At 71.9% G+C, this 22,736-nt stretch carries 16 protein-coding genes and 1 pseudogene; 11 read left to right on the top strand and 6 right to left on the bottom strand.

Translation table 11 applies throughout. The features are described 5' to 3' along the window. Window positions 1-108: 108 nt before the first annotated feature. Window positions 109-1,152: an LD-carboxypeptidase gene (locus ACIA6A_RS22975; RefSeq protein WP_396099848.1), complete on the top strand. Its 1,044-nt coding sequence runs from the start codon at window positions 109-111 to the stop codon at window positions 1,150-1,152. On the opposite strand, the gene ACIA6A_RS22970 is transcribed toward ACIA6A_RS22975, so the two are convergent. From ACIA6A_RS22970 to ACIA6A_RS22955, 4 genes are all read right to left on the bottom strand, one after another. Then, window positions 1,149-1,772 carry a TetR/AcrR family transcriptional regulator gene (locus tag ACIA6A_RS22970; RefSeq protein ID WP_396099847.1) on the bottom strand — a complete coding sequence of 208 codons (624 nt, stop codon included), beginning with the start codon at window positions 1,770-1,772 and terminating at the stop codon, window positions 1,149-1,151. The genes ACIA6A_RS22975 and ACIA6A_RS22970 overlap by 4 nt on opposite strands. 92 nt (window positions 1,773-1,864) lie before the next feature. Further along, window positions 1,865-4,600, bottom strand: coding sequence for a hypothetical protein (locus ACIA6A_RS22965; RefSeq protein WP_396099846.1), 2,736 nt, complete (start codon window positions 4,598-4,600; stop codon window positions 1,865-1,867). 3 nt (window positions 4,601-4,603) lie between these two features. Further along, window positions 4,604-5,227, bottom strand: a complete 624-nt coding sequence (locus tag ACIA6A_RS22960) for a response regulator transcription factor (protein ID WP_396099845.1) — start codon at window positions 5,225-5,227, stop codon at window positions 4,604-4,606. 148 nt (window positions 5,228-5,375) lie between these two features. Next, window positions 5,376-5,729 carry a hypothetical protein gene (locus ACIA6A_RS22955; RefSeq protein ID WP_396099844.1) on the bottom strand — a complete coding sequence of 118 codons (354 nt, stop codon included), beginning with the start codon at window positions 5,727-5,729 and terminating at the stop codon, window positions 5,376-5,378. Between the two features lie 367 nt (window positions 5,730-6,096). On the opposite strand from ACIA6A_RS22955, the gene ACIA6A_RS22950 reads away from it, so the two are divergent. From ACIA6A_RS22950 to ACIA6A_RS22925, 6 genes are all read left to right on the top strand, one after another. After that, window positions 6,097-8,334: a BTAD domain-containing putative transcriptional regulator gene (locus tag ACIA6A_RS22950; RefSeq protein WP_396099843.1), complete on the top strand. Its 2,238-nt coding sequence runs from the start codon at window positions 6,097-6,099 to the stop codon at window positions 8,332-8,334. A gap of 56 nt (window positions 8,335-8,390) precedes the next feature. After that, window positions 8,391-11,831 carry a BTAD domain-containing putative transcriptional regulator gene (locus tag ACIA6A_RS22945; RefSeq protein ID WP_396099842.1) on the top strand — a complete coding sequence of 1,147 codons (3,441 nt, stop codon included), beginning with the start codon at window positions 8,391-8,393 and terminating at the stop codon, window positions 11,829-11,831. Between the two features lie 147 nt (window positions 11,832-11,978). After that, complete coding sequence (locus ACIA6A_RS22940; protein ID WP_396099841.1) at window positions 11,979-12,647, top strand: sigma-70 family RNA polymerase sigma factor; 669 nt, start codon at window positions 11,979-11,981, stop codon at window positions 12,645-12,647. A 77-nt stretch (window positions 12,648-12,724) separates the two neighbouring features. Continuing rightward, complete coding sequence (locus ACIA6A_RS22935; RefSeq protein ID WP_396099840.1) at window positions 12,725-14,431, top strand: RICIN domain-containing protein; 1,707 nt, start codon at window positions 12,725-12,727, stop codon at window positions 14,429-14,431. Between the two features lie 2 nt (window positions 14,432-14,433). Further along, window positions 14,434-15,195 carry an anti-sigma factor family protein gene (locus tag ACIA6A_RS22930; protein ID WP_396099839.1) on the top strand — a complete coding sequence of 254 codons (762 nt, stop codon included), beginning with the start codon at window positions 14,434-14,436 and terminating at the stop codon, window positions 15,193-15,195. A gap of 83 nt (window positions 15,196-15,278) precedes the next feature. After that, entirely contained in the window at window positions 15,279-17,042 is a 1,764-nt protein-coding gene (locus tag ACIA6A_RS22925; RefSeq protein WP_396099838.1) for a S8 family serine peptidase, read from the top strand. 43 nt (window positions 17,043-17,085) lie between these two features. Here the strand turns inward: ACIA6A_RS22925 and ACIA6A_RS22920 are convergent, their stop codons facing one another. Further along, on the bottom strand, window positions 17,086-17,721 hold the full coding sequence (locus ACIA6A_RS22920; RefSeq protein ID WP_396099837.1) for a response regulator transcription factor: 636 nt from the start codon (window positions 17,719-17,721) through the stop codon (window positions 17,086-17,088). Between the two features lie 116 nt (window positions 17,722-17,837). On the opposite strand from ACIA6A_RS22920, the pseudogene ACIA6A_RS22915 reads away from it, so the two are divergent. Both ACIA6A_RS22915 and ACIA6A_RS22910 read left to right on the top strand, forming a co-directional pair. After that, window positions 17,838-18,086: pseudogene (locus ACIA6A_RS22915) on the top strand (zf-HC2 domain-containing protein); the annotation flags it as partial. Window positions 18,087-19,043: 957 nt separating this feature from the next. Next, the gene (locus ACIA6A_RS22910) at window positions 19,044-19,511 is read left to right on the top strand and encodes a hypothetical protein (RefSeq protein ID WP_396099976.1); all 468 of its coding nucleotides are present in this window, start codon (window positions 19,044-19,046) and stop codon (window positions 19,509-19,511) included. A gap of 4 nt (window positions 19,512-19,515) precedes the next feature. On the opposite strand, the gene ACIA6A_RS22905 is transcribed toward ACIA6A_RS22910, so the two are convergent. Further along, entirely contained in the window at window positions 19,516-20,160 is a 645-nt protein-coding gene (locus tag ACIA6A_RS22905; RefSeq protein ID WP_396099836.1) for a hypothetical protein, read from the bottom strand. A 144-nt stretch (window positions 20,161-20,304) separates the two neighbouring features. Between ACIA6A_RS22905 and ACIA6A_RS22900 the strand changes: the two genes are divergently transcribed. Together ACIA6A_RS22900 and ACIA6A_RS22895 are read left to right on the top strand one after the other, a co-directional pair. Next, a complete protein-coding gene (locus ACIA6A_RS22900; protein ID WP_396099835.1) occupies window positions 20,305-20,781 on the top strand; it encodes a hypothetical protein in 477 nt (158 codons plus the stop codon). Window positions 20,782-20,790: 9 nt separating this feature from the next. Then, the coding region (locus ACIA6A_RS22895) for a hypothetical protein (RefSeq protein ID WP_396099834.1) at window positions 20,791-22,736 on the top strand (1,946 nt) is incomplete at its 3' end.

Genomic DNA, 22,736 nt, shown 5'->3' with positions numbered 1-22,736 from the left:
CCGGCCAGCCTTGATCACTGTGGTCCAGTCCAGTCCGGCCCTGGTTCCGGGGAGGGGTGGGGGACTAATGGGGCGGCGCGGGAGAAGCGGAACTGGTTGAATGCGGCGATGCGTCCTTCTTTCAGCACTCCGCCGAAGCTTGTTCCTGGGGACCGGGTTGCGGTTGTCTCTCCGTCGTTTGCCGCTCCGGCGATCTTTCCGGCCGTGCATGAGCAGGGTTTGCGGCGACTCCGGGAGATCTTCGGGGTGGAGCCGGTGGAGTATCCGACGACCCGGCGGGCTTCTTCGCCCCGGGAGCGGGCTGCTGATCTGATGGCCGCGTATGCCGATCCGGGGATTCGGGCGGTTTTCGCGACCATCGGCGGGGATGACCAGATCACCGTGTTGCGGCATCTTGATCCGGCGCCGTTCGTCGCTGACCCCAAACCATTTTTCGGGTATTCCGACAACACCAATCTGCACAACTGGCTCTGGTATCACGGCGTCGCCGGGTATCACGGGATGTCGACGATGGTTCAGCTCGGGCGCGGTGGCGGGGTGGAGCCGATTGTCGAGCAGTCGCTTCGGGCCGCGCTTTTCGGTGGGGGTGATCTGGAGCTTCATCCGCTCGAGGAGTTCAGCGAGGAAGAGCTGAACTGGGGGGACGAGGCCGCCCTGACCGAGACCGCGCCGTCGTACCCGGGTCCAGGGTGGAGCTGGCACCGGCCGGACCGGGTTGTTCGCGCGCCGACCTGGGGTGGAAACCTGGAGATCATGCACTGGACCGCGGCCACGAGCAGGTGGGTTCGGCCGGTGGAGGACTATGCCGGCTGCGTGCTGCTGATCGAGACGTCGGAGGAGATGCCGTCAGCCAGTGAGGTTTTCCGGATGCTGCGGCATTTCGGGGAGCGGGGGCTGCTGGAGCAGTTTCCGGCAGTGCTGGTCGGCACCGCGAAAGGGACCGCCCTGTTCGACCCGAAAGCACGGGATGAACGGGAAACGTATCGGGCGGAGCAGCGCGAGGCGATTCTGAAGGCGTTCGCGGAATACCATCCGGAGGCGATGATCGTGTTCGGCGTGGACTTCGGGCACACCAATCCGCAGTGGGTACTTCCGTATGGTGGCCAGGTGACCGTCGACGGGCCGGCTCGGCGGATCGTCGCGCATTTTTAGCCGGGCAGGAGCAGTTCGGCGAAGAGGGCGTCCGGGTCCAGGCCCATGGAGGCGAAGTTTCCTTCGATCTCGAGGCTGACGAAGCCGTGCAGCCTGGTCCAGGCCATGATCGCGTTCAGCGCCGTCGCCGGGTCGGCCGCCGTGTCGAGAGGGACCGCAGCCGACCAGCGGGACAACTGGTCCCCAAGGACCGAGCCAAGGACCGAGCCGGCAGCGGGCAGGGCAGCCCCGCTGCGGAGGACGGGGACCATCACGCGATGGGCGGCCAGGACCAGGCGCTGGTCATGGGGGTCGAAGCCGGGCAGCGGCGCGCTGAACAGCAGCCGGTAGCGGTGTGGCTGGGCCAGCGCCCAGGACCGGTAGACGCCGGCCAGGTTGCCGGGGGCCGCCGTCAGGGTGTCGGCCAGGTCCGCGTAGGCGTCGAGGATGAGCTCGGTCAGCAGGGCGTCGCGGTTGGCGAAGTAGCGGTAGAGGGCCGGTCCGGAGACGCCAAGTTCTTTCGCGATCGCGTTGAGGGACAAGGCCGCGGCGCCGCCTTCAGCGAGTTGCTGGAGGGCCGCTGCCTTGATCTCCTCCCGCATCTGGGTCCGGAAGCGATCACGGATACCGCCCGATGTCATGACGCAGACGCTACCCCGCCCCCGGGTGAAGCGCGGAAAGCGGGCGCGAGGCGTGTTCGCGCCGAGACCGTCGGCTTGGGCTCGCTGCTCGGTCAGTAGACCCCGGGCACCGCGAGGAAACGTTCGGCGGAGAGCTCACCGACCGGGGAGACCCGGCCCGAGGTGCGGGCCTGCTCGATCGCGCGGTGCAACGCGCCCAGCGCCAGGTCGTCGAACGGCACCCGGCCGTCCACCGGTTCGTCGGCCGAGAGTTCCCGCAGCAACAGCAGGCCGCGGGTGTCCGGGCCCGGTTCCACCGCGTCGAGCACCTTGAAACTGGTGCCGGGCAGGAACACGACCCGGGATTCCGTACGGTGCTCGTCCTCGGGTTCGAGGAGCCGGGTGCGCCGGGCGGTCATGGACCAGATCAGCACGTCGACCTCGCCGTGCAGCCCGGTCGGCGGGTCGATGAGAGCGTGCGTGAAGCCGCGTTCGCGCAGCACCCGGCGGTCACGCAGGAGCCGCAGGTCGTCCGCGGACAGATCGGCGACCAGCATGGTCGCGCCACGGTGCGACGGCAACCGGACGAGACCGCCCGCGACGCACCGGGCGAACGGCACTTCAGCACCGGCACCCCCGTCACGCAGGGCTTCGTCGACCCCGTCACCCACCGCTGACAGATACAGCCGTACGGCCACCGCGTCCGTCATTGTGTCGGGTCCCGCCTGGAACCCGGGGTACTCGGAGAGGATCCTGGACACCGAACCGGCCGCGAGGTCGTATTCGCGCCTGAGGGCGTCCCGCAGCCAGGTGCGCTCCTCGCCGAGGCTGGCCGAATCGGGGACACCGCTCGCCTCGGGCTCCGCGACCTCCTGGAACCGCAACGGCCGCGGCGCACCCGGCGCCCGGTGCCGGGGCCCGCCCGCGCCGGGCAGGGTCGCGCTGGGTGAGGTTGCGCTGGGTGAGGTTGCGCTGGGTGAGGTTGCGCTGGGTGAGGTTGCGCTGGGTGAGGTTGCGCTGGGTGAGGTCGCACCCATCGCCTCTGCGCGGCGCAGCAGTGCGGCGATCTCCTCCCGCCCGGGAAGCCCGGCCACCGCCGCGGGAGAAGCGGCCGGCGCGAGGGGATCGGCCGACGTCGCGGAAGAGGCCGACGTCGCGGAAGGGGAAGCGGCTGGGTCGGGGCTGTCGGCGTGCCGGAGGGCGGCCAGGACGCGGGCCGCGGTGCCGGGTTCGAGGGTGCGGGTCTCGCCGACCGCGGACTCGCCGATGCGGGCGACGATCTTGGAGGATGTGCTCGGCCGGGTGGGCAGCCTGGGCACCGGCACCGAGGCCTGTTCCCACAGCGGCGGGTCGGCCGGCGGCTTCTTCGAGTATGCCCCGTTGCGGCGCCCGACGTCGGTGGACGCTCCGCCGGCCAGGGTGCCGCCGGCCAGGCCGGGCGAGGTCGCGGTCAGCGCGCGCGGCACGTCGATGGTCAGATCCACCACGGTCGGGTTCAGCGGTGGGGTGGCCGCAGGCTCCTCGGTGGGCATCCGGTCCAGCATGAGGTCGGCCGCGGTGAACCGGAACGTCAGGCCGTCCGGGACCGTGCCGCCGGCCGGGGCGGAGATCCGCGATGTCACCACCACCGTGGACGCGAGCTGCAGCGTGCTGCGTTCCCGGGTCGCGACGTCGAGCCGGGCCACCAGGTCGTCGGCGAGTTCTCGCAGGCGGGTCATCCGGGCCGGCTGGGCGTCGTCGATGACCACGGCGTGCACAGCGGGATCGGCGGGGCGGGCCCGGATCCGGTCGGCGTGGCGGGGGGCCTCGGGTGGGCGTACCCAGAGACCGGATTGCAGGATCTCGACCACCGCGTCGTCGGCGTAGCGGAACGTCAGCGGGGCGATCTCGTCGCCGAGGACCTCTGGGGCCTGGTAGCTGATGATGCTCGGGGCGGCGGCCGCGACGGTGGGCCGGGGGCGCGGTGTGTAGCCGAGTTCGCGGGCGTAGACCTGCCAGCCGAGCCGGCCGTCGAGGGCGACGGTGTGCATCCGGGGCTGTTCGGGGCGGCCGACCGGGACCCCGGTGAAGCAGATGACCGGGGTCTCGAGCAGGTCGGCGAGCGCCTGGCCGAGCGGTTCGCCGTCGGGCAGCTGGACCGGGCCGTACTGGATGAAGCGCGCGTGCTCGCGGCCCTCGTCGGCGAGGTCGCGCCAGAACCGGGCGATGTCGTCGAGCGCGAGGGGCGGGGTGCCGGGGCAGCCGAGGACGACGGTGCAGGCCTCGGGCTGGCAGGGCACCGCCGACGCGAGCCACTGCCAGTGTTCGCGCAGGGCGGCCTCGTCGCGGGTGTCGCGGATCCAGACGCCGCCGGGCAGCGGTTCGACCAGGCCGTGGGCGCTGGTGGGCAGCACGTCGGTGGCGGCGCTGTCCCAGACCGGCTGCGGGTAGCGCTTGGCTTCCCAGCGCGGACTGCGGCCCCGGTGGTAGCGCACCCAGCCGCTGCCGTCGGTGGAGTGCACGAACAGCGCGCCGGAGGTGCCCCGGATCAACTGTCCGTGGGGCGCGACGACGGAACGGCCGAGCCGGTCGGAGATCCACTGTCCGGCCAGGACGGAGGTGTCCTGCCCGGCGCCGCAGACGACCAGCCGGATTCCCCGGCGGCGGCGGGGCAGTGCGGCAGCGACCGACTCCCAGATGCCGATGGGGAGATCGTCGTGCAGATCCAGCACGACGATGTCGTTCTCGTAATCCTCGGCGACGGTCAGGGCCAGTGACTGCGCCTCGGAACTGATCTTGTCCCGGGCATGGAGAACCAGGGCGTTGCCGACGGTGTGGCTGCCAATGGGAGCGGGGTGCGCGTTGCGCATCCGTCAGATCATGCCAGCGCGCAGAGCGTAGGCGACAGCGTGCGAACGGTTACGGAGCTTGAGGCGGTGCGTGACGCCATAGATGACGTTCTTCACGGTGCGCTCGGAGTAGCAGAGTTCGCCGGCGATCTCGTTGGTGTCGAGCCCGTCCGCCATCAGGCGGAGCACGTCGATCTCGCGCGGGGTGAGGCCCGACGCGTTGAGCCCGTTCGGGGTGAGCACGTCGCGCTGCAGCCGCTCGATGTGCTTGAGCAGCTCGCCGACCAGGTTGGGGGGCATGACGCCGCCACCGTTGGCGGCCGCCAGCACGCTGTGCGCCAGCCGGTCACCGGTCACCGCGGCCCGCGGCAGGATCGCGACGACCCGGCACTCGACGGCGGTGAGCAGCTCGGTCTCGGTGATCTCCCCGGTGACGAGCACCACGGGCATCCCGGCCTCGGCCGCACTGCGACGCAGCGTGGCGACGACCTCACTGGTCAGGCGATCGCAGGACACCACCAGCACCGTGGCCTCGGCCCGTTCCGCGGACCGCACCAGGAGCAGCTCCGGGCGCGCCTGGAGATAGCTGGCGAGGCCCGCGTGGCTGAGCGGGTCCGACGCCTGCAGGGCCACCCGAATCTGTTCCACTTGTACCTCCGGCTCGTTGTTGCAGCCGGGCCAGTCTCAAGAAGGGTTCTTCAGAAAACCTTCATGCGGTCTCCAGAACCCGGGCGCGGGCGCTGAAGGTGGAGCCATCGACGCAGGTCAGATCGCTCGCATCGGGCAAATGTAACAACTAGGCGGCGTCCGCCGGAGGTACCAACCGGCGGGCCCTGCGCAGCGCCTCGATGTACTTCGGCAGCTCGACCACGGCCTCTTCCAGCCGGCCGGGCGCGAGCTGTTCGGCGAAGACCGCGTCCACCACGTCGTCGGCCAGCCGGCCGGGCAGGTCGTCGAAGCGTTGCGCGGGGACGGTGTGCCAGATCTTCAGGACCCGCAGCCGCGCGCGGGCGGCAGAGAGGGTGCGCTCCAGCCCGGCGATGACCTCGTCGGCCCGGATCGGGTCCAGCGTCAGTCGCCCCTCGGCGGCGAGCGTCAGGAACAGCTCGCCCGCGAAGGGGGATGAAGATATTTCACGATCGGCCGGCACCCCGCGAGTCCATCAGCCAGGACACCATCTCCGGAAGACCGAACGGGTCGTGATGCCCTGCCCGACCGGGTTCTTTGCCCAGGACGGCGCTTATGGACACTCGCGCGACCACACGGGTACAGCTATTAAGAATAGGTTAAGGGAGATCCATGGATGACCTAATTCAGCGGTATGGTGGTGCGCACGCGCCGATCGGCCGGTTGCGCACCGGCCACCGATACGGGTAAGGACCCACGACGGGTAAGGACCCACGGCGCGCGCCATTGCGGTACCTAACGGGGACGTTGGTCGGCGGACTACTGAAGGTTGTAGCTTCAATCGCCGAGTGAACGGGAGAGATCCCACGACGACGAGGTTGGGAAACGGCATGTCGGCACAGCCCGAAGGCGTGGACCTTCGCCTGCTGGGCCCGGTGCGGGCCTGGCGGGCGGGTGCCGAGCTCACCCTCGGGTCCGCGCGCCGGATCGCCGTCTTCAGCGTGCTCGCGCTGCACGCCAACCACGCCGTCTCCCGCGAGCAGCTCGTCGCCGCACTGTGGGGCGAGGAACCCCCGGCCAGTGCCACCGGCAACGTCTACACCTATGTCTCCGCACTGCGCCGGGCCCTCGAGCCGAGCCGTGACCGCTGGGCCGCCGGGCAGGTGCTCACCTCCGGCGGCGGCACCTACCAGCTGCACGTCGCGCCCGAGGACGTCGACGTGCTGCGCTTCGAGGCGCTGCGCGAGCAGAGCAAGCAGCACCGGGCCGCCGGCGACCGGCACGCCGAGCGGGACGCGCTGGGCTCCGCCCTGCGACTGTGGCACGGCGAGGCGCTCGCCGGGGTGCCCGGCCCGTTCGCCGAGGCCCAGCGCCTGCGCCTCACCGAACTGCGGCTCACCACCGCCGAACGCCACGCCACGCTGCTCATCGAGACCGGCCGGCACGACGACGCCGTCGCGGCGCTGCGCGGGCTCGTCGGGACCTACCCGCTGCAGGAGAACCTGCAGGCGATGCTGGACACCGCGCTGCGCGCCGCCGGCCGGCCGGCCGAGGCACAGCGCCGGTCCGGGCCGGTCCGTCCGCAGACACCCTGGCCGATGCCGTCCGACCGGGCGTCGCTGATCGGCCGGGACACCGAGATCCGCCGGTTGCGCCGGGCCGCCACCGACGTCGCCGACGGCGTGGGCCGCAGCGTGCGCATCGAGGGCACCCCGGGCATGGGCAAGTCGGCGCTGATGGCGGTGGCCCTGCGCGGCGCCACCCCGGCCGGCTGCCGCACCGGCTGGGCCGTCGGCGACGAGCTCTCCCAGCGGATGCCGCTCGGCGTGCTGCTGGAGTGCTTCGAGTCCGCGATGCCCGGCGACACCGGTCACGACCTGGTCCGGCAGCTGTACGACGTGGCCGCCGAGGCGATGGAGGGCTCCACCTCCGGCACCGTCGCCCGCGCCGCGGAGCTGGTGCGGCGGGCCACCGACGAGGCCCCGCTGATCCTCGTCGCCGACGACCTGCAGTGGGCCGACCCGCTCACCCTGCGGGTCTGGGCCGCGCTGCACGACAGCACCGCGGAGCTGCCGCTGCTGCTGATCGCGGCCGGGCGGCCGGGCCCGAACGGGCTGCGCGAGGTGCCCGCCGACGAGGTCCTCGAACTCGCCGGGCTGACCGCGGAGACCGCGCCGCTGCTGGTCCGCGCGGTCGCCCCGGAGCCGCCCGAGCCCTGGGTCCTGCAGGAGATGCTCGCCGACGCCGGTGGCAATCCGTGCTACCTGCGGCACCTTGCCGCCGCCGGCACACCGGGACAGCTCCCGTCCGGGCTGAACGCCGCCGTCGCCGCCCACCTCGGCACGTTCACCGAGGAGACCCGGCAGCTGCTGCGCGCGACCGCGTTCCTGAGCGCGGGATCCGGGTGCTCGGTGGGTGAGCTGGCCCTGGTGACCGACCGGCCGGCCGCCGAGCTGATCGCGGCGCTCACCCCGGCGGTGCACGCCGGGGTGCTCATCGCCGAGGGGGAATCGATCGTCTTCCGGCACCGGGTCGTCGCGCGGGTGCTGCACGAGGGCACCGCCGCCTCGCTGCGGGTCATGCTGCACCGCTCGTTCGCCGCCCGGATCGCCGACGCGAACGGGCCCCCCGAGCGGGTGGTCGCCCAGCTCCTCGCCGGTCCGGTGCCACTGGACGGCTCGGTCGCCACCTGGCTCACCAGCCACGTCGAGGAGCTCGCCACCCGCGCGCCGCAGCTCGCCGTGACCGTGCTGCAACGGGCCCGGGCGCAGGTCGCGGTCGCGCCCGGCGAACGGCTCGTCCTCACCGCGTGGTTGGCCCGGCTGCTGCTGCGCCAGGGCCGCAACGCCGCGTCGGAGGCCAGCTGGGTCGCCGCCCGCACCGGCGACCTGGAGCTGCAGGGCGAGATGCGCTGGGTGGCCGCGGTGACGCACGAGAAACGCGGCGAGTACGAAGCAGCCGCCGAGATCGCCCGGGCCGTGCTGCGCGCCCGGCAGGTCCCGGCGGCGTGGCTCGACCAGTTCCGCAATCTGCTCACCCGGGTCCGCCCCCACCTGGCAGGCAACCCCACGATGCCGCATCTTTCGCGGTCAGCGATGATCGACGGAGAGGTTTCTGTTATCCGCTGACGGTGGGCCGGTCCCCCAGAGGGGGCGTCGCCGCAGCAGCGGAACTGGGAGGGCACGTGCCGACTACACCGCAGGACCGGCTCCGGGTCTCGGTTCTCGGGCCGGTGCGTGCGTGGCTGGGCGATCGTGAACTCAACCTCGGCGCCGCCCGGCAGAAAACCCTGTTCGCGGTGCTGGCCGCCGCCGCCGGGCGGGTCGTCGGCCGCGACGAGCTCATCGAGGGCATCTGGGGCGTCACGCCACCGGCCACCGCCGCGGGCAGCGTCTACACCTACATCTCCGGGCTGCGCCGGGTCCTGGGCCACGACCTGCTCACCTCCGGTCCGGCCGGCTACTGCCTGCGGCTCGACCCCGAGGACCTGGACAGTGACCGGTACGTCACCCTCGGTCAGCGGGCTGCCCAGCTGGAGGGCGCCGGTGACCTGCACGGGGCCATCACGCTGCTGAACGAAGCCCGGGCGATGTGGCACGGGGAGGCGTACACCGGGCTCTCCGGTCAGCGCATCGAGCTTGAGCGGACCCGCCTGACCGACCGTCGCCTGGCCGCGATCGAACTGCGCTCCCGGGTCGCGCTGGAGCTGGGCCATGAGGACGTCGTCGCCAACCTGGCCGGGCTGATCCGTGACTACCCGCTGCACGAGCCCCTGCACGAGTTGCTGATGCTGGCGCTGCACCGCACCGGCCGGCGGGCCGAGGCGCTCGAGGTGTTCCGGGCGGCCCGCCGCACGCTGCTCACCGAGCTGGGCGTGGAGCCCGGGCCGGCACTGACCGAGCTGCACCAGCGGATCCTGACCGGGGCCGCGGAGCCCGCGCCGGCCGCCCGCCCGGCCGCCCCGGTCCTGCCCGCCCAGGTGGCCCGGGCACTGCGGGACGGGCCGGCCGGCCACCCGCCGGCCGGCCGCGGGACCGAGCTGGACGCCCTCCGGGCGCTGGTCGGCGCGGTCGCCGGGGGCCGGGGCACGGCAGTCTGGATCGACGGCGAACCCGGCATCGGCAAGACCGAGTTGCTCACCGCGGCGTTCGCCGACGCCACCGGCCGGGGCTGCCAGGTGGCGTGGGGCGTCGCCGACGAGCTCAACCAGCATGTTCCGCTGCAGGTGGTGACGCGCGCGCTGGGCCTGGAGAACACCTCGGACGACGCCCGTGGCGCGACCGTCGCCGCCGGACTGCACGAGGGCAACGCCGAGGAGGCCGCGCTCGCCGCGGCGGCCGACCGGGTGCTCGCGTACGTGCGGGCCGCCTGTGCCGTGGCCCCGCTGGTGCTGATCGTCGACGACCTGCAGTGGGCCGACGGATCCAGCGTGCTGTTCTGGGACCGGCTGGTGGCCGCCACGCCCCGGCTCCCGTTGCTGCTGGTGGCGGCGGCCCGGCCGGAACCGAACGGCCGTGAGATGGCCCGGCTGCGCCGCAGTGTGCAGACCCGGCGAGGGCTCGTCATGTCGCTGGGCGCGCTGCCCGCTGAGGCGATCGAGGACCTGGTGACCCGCATGGTCGGGGCACCGGTCGGGCCGCACCTGGCCGAGGTGGTCCCGCTCTCCGGCGGCAATCCGCTGTGCGCCCGGGAGATGGTCACCGCCCTGGTTCGCCGCGGTGCCGTCCGGATGATCGGCGGACGTGCCGACATCGACGAGTCCGTCCCGGTCGAGGCGCCGCGCTCGTTGCTCGCCGTGGTCCGGGCGACGCTGGACTTCCTCAGCGCCGGCACCCAGGAGGTGCTGCGGATGGCCGCGCTGCTCGGCACGCAGTTCGCGGTCGACGACGTGGTGGCGGTGACCGGCCGCGCGCCGTTCGAGCTGATGTCCAGCCTGGAGGAGGCGCTGGCCGCCAACGTCCTCGTGGACGCCGGCAGCGATCTGGCGTTCCGGCATTCGTTCCTGCGCCAGGCGTTGTACGAGAGCATCCCGGCACCGGCCCGCGCGGCCCTGCACCGGCACACCGCCGAGGTCCTCGACCAGGGTGGGAGTCCGGTCACCCGGGTCGCCGAGCAGCTCTCCGCCGTCGCCCCGGTGGTCGACGACTGGGTGGTGTCCTGGCTGGTCCGGCACCACACCGAGGTCGCCCGGCGGGCCCCGCAGATCGCCGGTGGCCTGCTGCGTCAGGTACTCGGCACCGCGCTGCCCTCCCCCACCCAGCGCGAGACCCTGCTGATCTCCCTGGTCAAACTGGACTTCCGGCACGAGCGCTGGCCGATGGACGAGGCCCGGGAGGCACAGGAGCTGGCCCACGACCCGGCCGACCGGGCGGAGATGCGCCAGCTGCTGGCCGCCATGACGTTCCGGCAGGGTGACGCCGCGGCGGCCATGGCGCTGCTGGAGAGCTCGCTCGCCGACCCCGAGGTGCCCGGGCTCTGGCACACCCGGCACCGGGTGCTGCTGGCCAACTTCCGGCGCGGCGACCTCGACGACCTGGACCGGGCGGACCGTACGGCCGAGGGCCTGCGCGTGGCGGCCGAGGAGAACGGACAGCCGTACGAGGCGGCGTTCGCGCTGCAGACCGTCTGGCTGACCAACTCCATCCGGCGTGACCACGAACGCGCCCTGGAGTACGTCGACCGGGCACTGGACATCATGCGCGACCACCCCACGTTCGCCGGGATGTACTTCGACCTGCTCGACAACCGGATGTTCAGCCTGCAGAGCCTGGACCGGCTCGACGAGGCCGAACGCACCCTGCGCGAGGCGGCCCTCTTCGCCATCCGGCACCGGTTGCCCAGCAGCCTGCAGGTGGCGTCCTCGGTGCAGTACTACTGGCTGGGTCGCTGGGACGATGCCCTGGCCGAGGTCAGCGCGGTCACCGACGACGCTCCCGGCAGCACGTTCCTGGGCATGCGGGAACCGGGCGCGGTCAACATGCTGCTGCACGGTGTCGCGGCGCTGATCGCCGGCCACCGCGACGACGCCGACCAGGCGGCCGGGCACCTGGACACCGCCGACGTGCTGCCGGCCACCGATGCCGAACGGGAGAGCTGCGACTTCCTGCTGGTGGCGCGAGCCCTGGTGGCCGAGCAGCAGGACCGGCCCGAGGAGGCGCTGGCGATCCTCGCGCCGCTGCTCGTGCCCGAGTACGCCCCGATGATGCTGCGGCACCAGTGGCTGCCGGAGGTGCTGCGGCTCGCTCTCGCGCAGGGCCGTGCGGACATCGCCGAGCAGGCCGCGGCGCTGTGCGCGGCCGAGGCGGACAAGGAGATCCGGCCGGCCCGGGCCTGGGCGGCGTCCGAACGGTGCCGGGCCCTGCTCGCCGGCGATCCGGAACCGGCTCTGGCCGCGGCCGCGCATTACCGCACGGTGGGCCGGGTGGCCGAGCTGGCGGCGGCGCTGGAGGACGCGGCGGTGCTGCTGGCCACGAACCGGCGACCGCACGAGGCGGCACGGACCGGCGCCGAGGCAACGGGGTTGTACACGGTTCTGGGTGCACGCTGGGACCTGCGCCGCATCCGCCGGCGGCTGGCCGAGGTGGGCGTGGATCCGACCCGGGCCGCCGTGCCGAGCACCCGCTGACCGCAGGCGCCGACTGTCCCCAAAGGTCCCCGAAAAGGGACACTGTGGATGCCCGCGCGGCACATCGGACCGTCCCCTTAGGGCACAGAAGGGTCTCACCATGACCCGAATCGCGCGACTGCGGCAGCGGCATGTAAGAGTTTGCCGGTGGTTGACGGCACACCTCCCCCCAGCGCGTTGCCCGGCCCCGGAAACCCGTCGGCCGAGGTGGTCGCGTCCTCGCAGATGCCGGTGCGCACCCAGGTGGGCGAGGCCGCGGACGAGGACGCGCTGCGTTACCTGCAGCAGGTCCACGGACCGGTGCTGCTCAGCTTCCTGACCCGGCTGACCCGTGGCGACCGGCACCGGGCCGAGGACATCGTGCAGGAGGCGTTGCTCCGGGCCTGGCGCAACCCGGAGGCCCGCAACGCCGACGGCCGGTGGAGCCGAGCCTGGATCTTCACGGTCGCGAAGCGTATTTTCATCGATCAGGTCAGGGCCGCCGAAGCACGCCCGGCCGAGCTGTCGGACGAGTACATCGACACCCACGCCCGCACCGACGATCCCATCGAGCGGGCACTGGACGCCCAGGAGGTACGCGCGGCGCTCGACTCGCTGCCCGAGCGGTTGCGGATCACTCTCGTTGAGATCTACTTCCAGGAACGGTCGGTGGCCGAGGTGGCCGAGGTCCTCGACGTACCGCCGGGGACCGTGAAATCACGGACCTTCTACGCCTTGAAAGCGCTGCGTGAGGCCCTCGCAGGACGCGGCTTCACGATCCGGCCAGGTGACGGTACGGTCGCCGCCGGAGCCGGAAAAAACCCCTCAGAATCGTGAACCGCCGACGGCCGGGGGCCGTCTTGGTGAGGCACGACCCCTCTCATCCAGGATCGATTGAGCATATGAGTGGACAAATGACTGAACGCGCTACGCCACGCCCCCCGTGGCGGCGAGTGCTGACGACGACCCGGGGACGGGCCGAAGTGGTGGCGCTGTCGCTCACCATCGTCGTCTGCGGCGCCCTTGCCCTCGAGGTAGTCCCCGCCATCGCTGACGACGAGAAGCTCGCCGGCACGCCGGTGCCCGCCGAAGACGTTCCCTCTCTGGTCGCCGCGGCCCTGTCCTGCCCGGCACTCACCCCACCGAAGGTCGCCGCCCAGGTGATGGCCGCCACCGGGTTCGGCGCGGACGGCGCCAACTCGGGGGTCGCCGGCATGGACGACGCGACCTGGTCGAAATGGCGCCCGTCGTCCACTGCGGCCCGCACCGACCGGCAGGCGAGCATGCTGGCGATGGCCCACCGCACTTGCGAGATCGTCGGGCAGCTGCGCGCAGCCAAGATCGACGGTGACCTGTGGGCCGCCGCGCTCGCTACCGACAAGGTCGGGCTGTCGGCCGTGATCAAGGCGAAGGGCGTCCCGGCGAGCGCCGAGCCGTACGTCGACAAGGTCACCGCCTACTCCAACTGGTACGCCGACCAGCCTGTGTTCAGCGCCAAGGCCACCGCGGCCGCGGCGTCCGCCGAGCCGTCCATGGAGGTGCCGAAGGAGCTCGTCGCCGACGTCAACGCCGCCGGCCGGATCTGCGCCACCGTCACACCGGCCCGGATCGCGGCGCAGCTGCGCGCCCTGTCCGGCTTCAACGCCAGCCTGCGCTCCAGCAACGGTGGCGCCGGTATCGCTCAGTTCAGCGACAGCCTGTGGGAAAAGTACCAGCCTGGCGCATCGGCCTCGCGCTGGAACCCGGACGACGCGATCCTCGCCATGGGCACCGCGATGTGCGACATGAGCAACCAGTTCGCCGGGCTCAGCGGTGCTGACCCGTACACGCTGGCTCTGGGCGCCTACCAGTGGGGACCCAACATCGTCCGGCAGGCCAACGGCCTGCCGCGGGCCAACGTCCCGCAGCTCGCCGACCAGGTCGGACGCTACGTCCCGGATTACGAGAAGGACGCCCGCCTGACCTCGTCGAAGCCGGCGCCCAAGCCGTCGGCGAGCCCGTCGGCGAGCAAGCCCTCGGCGTCCGCCTCCGCGTCGGCGTCCGCACCGGCATCGGCCCCGGCGATCAAGCCGTCCACCGCCGCACCGTCCTCGACTGCCCCCACCACGACGCCCGCCACCAAGCCGGCACAGCCCGAGCCGGTCAAGTTGTTCGACCCGGAAGCCCGTTACCAGATCCGCAACGCATGGGCGGGTGCGGTGGTGGAACTGCCCGGCGGGCAGATCAAGCTCGCTGACGGGACGCGGGTCCAGCTCTACAACAACCTGCTGGAGAGCGACCAGTACTGGCGCTTCCAGGAGGCCACCACCGATGGCTACGTGATGATCATCAACGACTTCAGCAAGCAGGCGCTGTCCATCGAGAACGCGTCGCTGGACAACTACGCCAAGCTCGTCGTAACCACCAAGAACGAGTCCGCCAAGGAACAGCAGTGGAAGCTGATCGACGGAGGGGACGGCAAGGTCCAGATCCAGAACCGCAACTCCGGCAAGCTCATGGAACTGCTCGGTGACGACCTCGGCCCGCCGAAGTCCGACGGCACCTGGAACGAGTACTGGGTCGAGCAGTGGGACCGGGTCGAGAAAATCAACAAGGACCAGTTCTGGATGCTCGTCAAATAGTCATGGACGAGCTGAGGGGTGACACGGTGCCGGACGAACACGTCGGGGAGGAGCTGCTCGCGCTGCATTTCCTGGGCGAGCTCGAGCCGGCACACAGCGACGTCATCCACCGGCACCTGAACACCTGCACCGCGTGCCGGGCCGGGGCGGACGAGGTCGTCGAGACCTTGGCCGCCCTGGCCCAGCTCACCGGCGATAAAGCCGTCGCCGGGCATTCCGCCGACCGGCCACTCCCGGCGGCGGCCCCGGCAGGGCGGCGCCGGCCGGCCCGTGGGGCGGGCGGCAGCACCGGACCCGGTGCCCGCGGGACGGCCTCCAGGCGGGCGCGGCTGGCCCGGGCGGGCGGGTTGCTCGCGCTGGTGCTGATCATCGCGGGGCTCGGGCTCGGGGCGCTCGTCCGTGGCCCCGGGCATCGCGCCGACCAGGCCCTCGTGACCGCGGCCGCCACAGCCACCGACCGGACGTCCGGCGCCTCCGCCTCGGTACTGCTGACCGAGAGCGACGACGAGGTCGACATCCGGGCGACCGTCAACGGGCTGCGCCCCGGCACCGCCTACGTGCTCTACGCCGTCACCTCCGACGGACAGTCCCGGCCGGTCAGCCACTGGACCGGCACCGACACTGTGCAGGACGTCTCCGGCGAGCTCCGCGGCGTACAACTGAAGGATCTGTCGTTCTTCACCGTCTCCCCCGAAAGCGGCGGGGTGGCGGTCTCGGTCTATCTGCCGGGCGCCGCGGGCGCCCCGGCACCGGATCCCAGCTGATGAACCAGTTGATGAACCCGGCCTCGATAAGAAGGAAGCGGATGTCCTTGTTCACTCGAGCGGCACTTCGTGCGGGTCTGGCCGTGAGCGCAGCGACAGCGCTGCTCGCCATGGGCGCCACGGCCGCGCACGCTGATGACGACTACGTGAAGTACTACACGGTGACCTCGTCGCACAACGGCGCGAAGGAGAACCTCACCGAGATCGCCGACCGCTTCCTCGGCGACTCGGCCCGATCGGCGGAGGTGTTCAACCTCAACTCCGGCCGGCCGCAGCCCGACGGTGGCGTGCTGGTGGACCCGGGACGGCTTGCCGCCGGCTGGATGCTGATCCTGCCCTGGGACGCCGTCGGCGGCGGCGTGCAGTACGGCGTGCTCCCGGACAAGTCACCGACGGCAGCCGTGACCCCCAGTGCGGCGGCGAAACCATCACCGTCCAGCACCCGTGGCAGCACCTCGGCCGCGGCACCCGGCACCAGCACGGGCACCACGCCCCCCAAGCCCAAGACCACGACCAGCGGTTCGAAGGACAAAAAGCCGAAGCCGGGCAAGGCCAAGACCGGCAAGTCGGGGCAGTGCGCGACCGCCGGTGCGTCCACCAGGTCCTCCAACTGGGCCGAGCTGCGCCTCGCCGCGGACCAGGCCTGGCCGCAGAGCCGTGGTGACGGCCAGCTCGTCGCCGTCGTCGACTCCGGTGTGGATGGAAGCCTGCCGCAGCTCACCGGGCACGTCGCCGTGGGCTCCGACATCGTTTCCGGCAGCGGCCGGGGTGACACCGACTGCCTGGGCACCGGCACTGCCATGGCCGGGCTCATCGCCGCGAAGGGCGGCTCCGGCGGTGGCCCCATCGGTGTCGCGCCCGATGCCACGGTCATGCCCATCCGCATCGCCGGGACCAGCACCAAGGTCCAGGCGGCCGACGCCGCCGCGGGCATCAGCGCGGCGGTCGCGGCGGGTGCGACGGTCATCGCCCTCGGCTCCTACGTGGACACCAACGACAAGGGCGTGGCGGACGCCGTCGCGGAGGCCACGAAGAAGGACGTCGTGGTCGTGCTGGGCGCCTCACTCGGTGCGATCGCGGTCAACCCGGACGCCATGATCGGTGCGGGGACCGTGCGGGTCGGCGGGATCGGCGTGGACGGCCAGGCCGCCGGCGACTACCGCAAGGGCGGCGTGGACGTGGTGGCACCGGGCATCAACGTCACCAGCCTCGGCATCACCGGCACCGGCTCGCTCACCGGCAGCGGCACCCAGTACGCCGTCGCGTTCGTCGCCGGGGCCACCGCGCTGGTCCGGTCCGCGTACCCGGAACTGACCGCCGAGCAGGTCGTGCACCGGCTCGAGGCGACCGCCAGCAAGATGGGCAACGGCTCCGTGCCCAACGGCACGTTCGGCTTCGGCCTGATCAACCCGGCCGAGTCGGTGACCAAGGTGCTGCCCGAGGAGGTCGTGGCGGCCGAGTCCGACGCGCAGGCGCTCAGCCGGGTCAGCTCCGAGCCCAACAGCGGCCGGTCGACGCTGCTCATCGTCGTGACGCTGGTCGCCATCGCCGCGGCCGTGCTGCTGGTCTTCCGCATCCGCGGGCTGCTGCGCGGCGAGGCGCCCCCCGAGCAGGAGAGCACCGAGCCGCCCGCCGGCGACGACACCCCGCCGCCGGCGACCCGCCCGCCCTCGGTCAAACCGACGGCGCAGCAGGAGACCCTGCCGATAACTCCAGGGATCAGGCCGGGGGAAAAGGTCACCGTCCCGGCGGCACCGGCCGCGACCGTGTCCCCGGCGAGCACCCCCGAGGCACCGGCCAACCCCAAGGCTTCGGTCGGCGCGAAGTCGGCACAACCATCGGAGTGAGACGTCGAGGGCCGGGCAGTCGCCCGGCCCTCGACTCTTGTGTTCAGGCAGCAGCCCGGCTGAGGCGACGAGGCTGACTGCAGTGGCCCAGCTCGATGGCCATCCGGGTCAGTTCCGCCTTGTTGCTGACGTTCAGCTTCGCGCGGATCCGCTTCGCATACGTGTTGACCGTCGCCTGCGAGAGCCCCATCCGCGTCGCGATCTGCGCGTGCGTGAAACCGGAGGCGATGAACCGCAGCGTCTCGACCTCCCGCGGCGCCAGTCCGTTCTGCTCCTCGTCGCCACCGCGCGCCAATTCACCCTGGAACTGACCGACCAGCCGCGGGCAGATGTAAAAGCCACCACGGACGATCACCCGGACCGCCTCACGAACATCACGCTGCTCGGTGAAGCCGCTGAAACAACCCCGCGCGCCGGCCCGGACCGCGGAGAGCAGACTCGGTGACCGGCCCCACGCCGCACTCACCAGGGGACGCCCCACCGTTGCCGCTCGAGTGATGGCGCCTGTCCCGCCGATCGGCAGCTCCAGCACCACCACGTCGAACTTCTCGCCCCCGGACAGCAGCTCGTCGATGCTCGCCACCGCAGCCGTGACGTGCAGGCCGGGGTCGTCGGACGCCAGCTTCTCCAGACCGGCACGGGAGATGGGCTGGTCCGAGACGATGGCCGCTGTGAACACCGGGCTCCTCCAAGCTGTCTGGCCCGCGTACACGGGCGCCACTGAGACGGACGCCGGCCCCACCCGGTTCACGAACCGCCGAAATCCGCCGACGTCCCCGGTGGGTTGCGGTTCCGATGCCCCTGATGAGGGACTTATGTTTCCCCGTACGTACCCAGCATGCTCAGCTGGTGTCACGCGGCGCCCCGGTGTCGGCGAGGATGGGTAAGGAGTCCTGTGCGGACTCACACCAGCGGGAGCGGACCGGGGATTTGAAACCAGTGGCGGACGGTACCGAGCACGTCGAGGAGCAGCTCGGGCTCTATCACCTCGACGAGCTCGACCCTGCATCAGCCAGGCGGGTGCGGGCCCACCTCGACTCGTGTGCGGCCTGTCGCGACGAGGCAGCGCGGGTGTGCGACCTGCTCGGCGCATTGGCGCTGCTCACCGACGAACGGGACAGCCTGTCCAGCGCGTACGGTGCGCTCAGCACGTCGATCCCACCGGCGTTCCCGGCCCGGTTCGCGCCGGTCGAGGAGCCCGACGAGCCGCGGTCCCGGATGTCCTGGCCGCACCGGCCCCGGCGGCTCGGACGCAACCGTCCCCCGGAGACCCCCGCCACCGAACCGCCCGCCGCTGATCTGCCCGTCGCTCAACCGCCCATGACCAAACCGCCTATGACCAAACCGCAGGCCGCCAAACCGCAGGCCGCCGGACCGCAGGCCGTCCCCGAGGCACCAGCCTCCGGTCGGCCCGCTTCCGCGCCACCGGTCGCGCCACCGGTCGTGCCACCATCGGTGCGCGCCGCGCTGCCGCTCTCCGGGCCGGCTCCGGGGCCCGTCGCACCGGCACCCATGCCTATGACGCCTCCTGCCGCGTCAGTTACGCCGCCGGTCACGCCCGCCGTGCCGCGGGATGCGCCCGGCATCCCGGCCGTACCGACCCCGACGACTGCGCCGCAGTCCGCCGCCGTCGCCCCGGCTGTGACAAGCCCGCCGCCGGCCGCATCCGCCGCTGCCGCGACGCCCGCGACAGCGCCCGCAGCACCCGCGGCACCCGCAGCCGCAGCGCCCGCAGCGCCCGCAGCGCCCGCAGCGTCTGCAGTCGCCCCCGCACCACCTGTTACTGCGCCCATAGTGCCGGTGGCTGCGCCCACTGTGCCGATGCCCGCACCTACGGGTCCGGCTGCGGTTCCCCCCACGCCGGTCGTCGCGCCCCGGATGCCACCGGTGGCACCCGGGGTGCGGACCAAGCCCGTGGTCCGGCCGGTTCCGGTGACCGTGCCCGCTCCGGTTCCCGGGCCCGCGCCCCAGGTGACGGTCGTTGCTGGGAAAACGCGACCTGTGCGGCGTACACGTGCGTTGATGCTCTCGACCGGGTTGCTGGCGGTGACCGTGGCCCTCGGTGGCATCGCCGCCGGGGCGCTCATCCGCAGTGACCACGGCGATCCGGTCTCGCCGGTCGCACCCGCCGTCGTCAGCGCGGCCGCCTCGGCGACCGATGTGGACAGTGGTGCCCGGATGACGGTCACCCTGACCGCGAAGGGCGGATCGGCCGAGGTGCGAGCGAAGCTGACCGGCTTGAAGAAGGGGACCGGATACCGGCTGTACGGCTACGGCGTGGACGACAGCCGGTGGCCGGTGGCGAACTGGACCGGCAAGAAGGGGAAGGTGCAGGAGGTGACCGGCACGGTGCCGGCGGGGATCCCTGACATCTCGCACTTCGCGGTGCTGCGTGGCGATCGCAGCGCGGTGGTGACCGTGTACCTTCCGCGCGGCGTCGGGGCCGACATCGGCCCCAACGGCGGCTGACAGCTCAGGCGGTGGTGGTGCCGTCCGGGACCGTGGAGTGGATGTCCGCGCCGGCGTAGATCTGCGCGGCGTTGTTGAGCTTGCCGACGAAGTCGCCGACCAGCTGCATGACCCCGCCGACACCCTGCAGCAGCTGGTACTGGTTGTACTGGATCTCCGCGGTCTGGTCCGGGTGCGGGTCCTTGACCGCGGCGTACCATCCGGAGCCGTCGTCGTAGGCACCGCTCCACTTGACGTTGGGGTTCAGCGGGACGCCCTGGTGGTAATGGGAGACCGTGTCGGACTCCTTCCCGGTGTAGAACACCCAGCTCGACCGGGAGATCGCGCTGTCGCGGAACGACTCGAAGTCGGTGATCTGGCCCTTCATCGCGGCGAGGATGGTCGTCTCGGCGTCGTGCATCTCGCCCGGGCTGACCTTGTAACTGCGCAGGTCCGGTGCGGCCGGGTCGCCGGTGGGCGCGCTCGCGTCGGGCAGCAGGTTGCCGTGCTCGTCGACCGGCTTCCCGTCGCTGTTGGTCCAGCCGCCGTTGCCGTTCGAGGTGGGCGCCTTGAAACCGATGAGGTCCTCGTTGGCGCCGCTGACGTGCCGGCCGGTCGGCCAGTCCTGGGTGAGGTCTACCGGAACGACTTTGCTGGGGGAATCGGCCATACCTGACCCTCACGCGCGTGCCGGGGCGGCGGCAACGTCCCTCTTGGTACGACCCCGCCGACGCCGGAACAGGGTCTGGGGACGGCACCTTCCCCATGGCTACGGTCAGGGGAACGGTGGAGTCCGACTGACGGAGCGTGCCTAGTGGCTGACAGTACGACCAACTATGACACTGCCACCATTCGGATCGACGTCGAGATGTACTTCATGCACCAGTACGCGAGTGTCTACATGCCCTCATTGATCACCAGCCTTCAGGAGGACTGGACGAAGGTCGGCAAAATCTGGGAGGCGATCAAGATCGGTTGGGTCGGGGAGAGCTCCGAGGCGGCCGACTCGTTCAACACGAGACTCAAGGACGTGCAGAACCGCCTGTTCGGTACGCCCGACAAGGCGGATCCCACCAAGGTCGAGACGCCGGGCATCCTCGACCGGGTCCGGTACGGCGCCGTGATGGCCGCCGCCAACTACAACAGCGCGGAACACGCGGTCACCAACATGTTCGACGACTTCGTGCACGCGATGACCGGCGAGGGCGACGGCAAGGGCCCCCAGGACAGCACCACGCCGCCGATCACGGTGGACTACACCGACAACCCGTACCCCAAGCCGAAGAGCTGACGGTCCACCATGGCGAACCAGACGAACGGGCGCGCGAGCCCCGAGGAGCTCCGCAAGCTCGCCAACGACTGGCGCGCACAGGCGTCCCGGTTGGAGTCGCTCGGCGGCACGATGATGGCCGCTTACAAGAGCATCACGTGGACGGGACACGCGCGCCTGTCGGCGACCATCGCGGCGAACGCCGTACACGTGAAGCTCAAAAAGATGGCCGAGTCGGCGCGGGACTTCGCCAAGTTCCTCGACGAGTACGCGAGCAAGGTCGAGGAGCAGATCAAGCGCGAGAAGGTCTCCGCGATCGTGCAGATCGTGCTCGCCATCCTCGGCCTGCTCACGCTCGGCCTGGCCGTCGTCCTCGCGCCGGCTCTCGCCGCTCTGTCGAGCCTGCTCGCCAGCCTGCTGCCCGCGATGAGCATGGCGGCGAGCCGGATCGTCACCATGGTGCTCGACTTCGCGCTGGGCTTCATCACGTACGGATCCATGCAGGTCGCGATGGAGTTCGGCACCAACGCGATCGTCTCCGCGGCGGTGGGCGTGCCCATGGAGGTCCACGGCACCACGCTGTTGAGCGTGCTGCTCGCGGGCGCGCTGGGCGGCCTGTTCTCCATCCGTGGCATCGCCGCCGCGCCGGTGCGGGGTGGCGGCGGCGCCGTTGCCCCGTCGATCCCGAAGCTGCAGGTGCCTCCGAAGGCGTCGGCGACCGGCAGCACGACCACCAACGGCCCCGCGCTCAACGCCCCCAAACCCATCGGGGGTACCGACTCCGCCGGCGCCCGCATCAACGACGCGGCTCCCGTCGTGAGCGCCAGTGACGTCACGGCCGCACCGATCATCCCGACCAGCGGCCACGCCACGCCCACCGCCTCCGGCGCCACCGGTGCTGACGCACGCCTGATGGCGGCCGGCTCGCCCGGTGCCGCGAAGTCCACGGGCTCGTCCGCGCAGCAGGCCACGGGCCACGTGAACCAGCCGCTCGCGGCGCCGCACACGAACGCCCCGGTGACCGGCCAGCGGGGCGGCGCCGTGGGCGGCGGGCGCAACGAGGTGTTCACCACACCCCGCGGCGGTGTGCCCGGTGCCGGTGAAGTGCGGACCGGAACGCCGGCGTCGGGCAATCTCACCTCCCGGCCGCCGGCCACGCGGACGACCGACATCCCGCCGATGGCGAACCTCGACCGCGGCCACGTCGGGGGCGGTGTCCCCACCGTCGGCGCGCGCGGGGACGTCTCCCCGGTATCGACCTCGTCGCCCCGCGGCAGCATGAGCTCCTTCGAGGTCTCACCCCCGGCGAGCCGGGGCAGCTTCGAGTCCACGACGACGCAGCGGGATTTCGGCCAGCCGCCGTCCCCGCCGCGGGGCACCCCGTCCGTGGCCCCTGAGCCCACGGTCTCGGGCACCGGCGCCTACCACCCGTCGGCACAGCCGCACGTCACCGAACGCGGCGCGGTGTCGGCCGCCACCGGTCGCGGCGTGAGCCCTGACGTACCCGTCACCGGCTCGGCGATGCACGGCACCACCTCGGCCGGCCAGGTCACGGTCCCGCACGGGACGACGCTGCCTCCCGCCTTGCGCCCCGGCGGCCTGCCCGACACGTCGGCCCTGAGCGGCACCAGCCACCTGATGCCGCCGACCACCCGGCCCGGCGGCGTCGATCACGTGCCCAGCACCGGCGCCTCCCACGTCTCCGCGCCGTCGATGCCGAACGGGCCCGGGCGGGTGCTCGACGAGACCGCCGTCGGGGCCGCACACCCGACCACCGACCAGCTCCGCAACCAGCGCATCCAAGCTCTGGAAACCCCACGCCCGGCCGACGGCGGCACCATCTCGGCACCGCCCCGCACCGTCGGTGGCGGGCACACCGCCGCGCCGTCGATGCCGAACGGGCCCGGGCGGGTGCTCGACGAGACCGCCGTCGGGGCCGCACACCCGACCACCGACCAGCTCCGCAACCAGCGCAT

This window comes from Actinoplanes sp. NPDC051494 (assembly GCF_044454705.1).
Taxonomy (GTDB): domain Bacteria; phylum Actinomycetota; class Actinomycetes; order Mycobacteriales; family Micromonosporaceae; genus Actinoplanes.
Note: the sequence above shows the minus strand (reverse complement) of the source record. Positions and strands in the feature narration are given on the sequence as shown.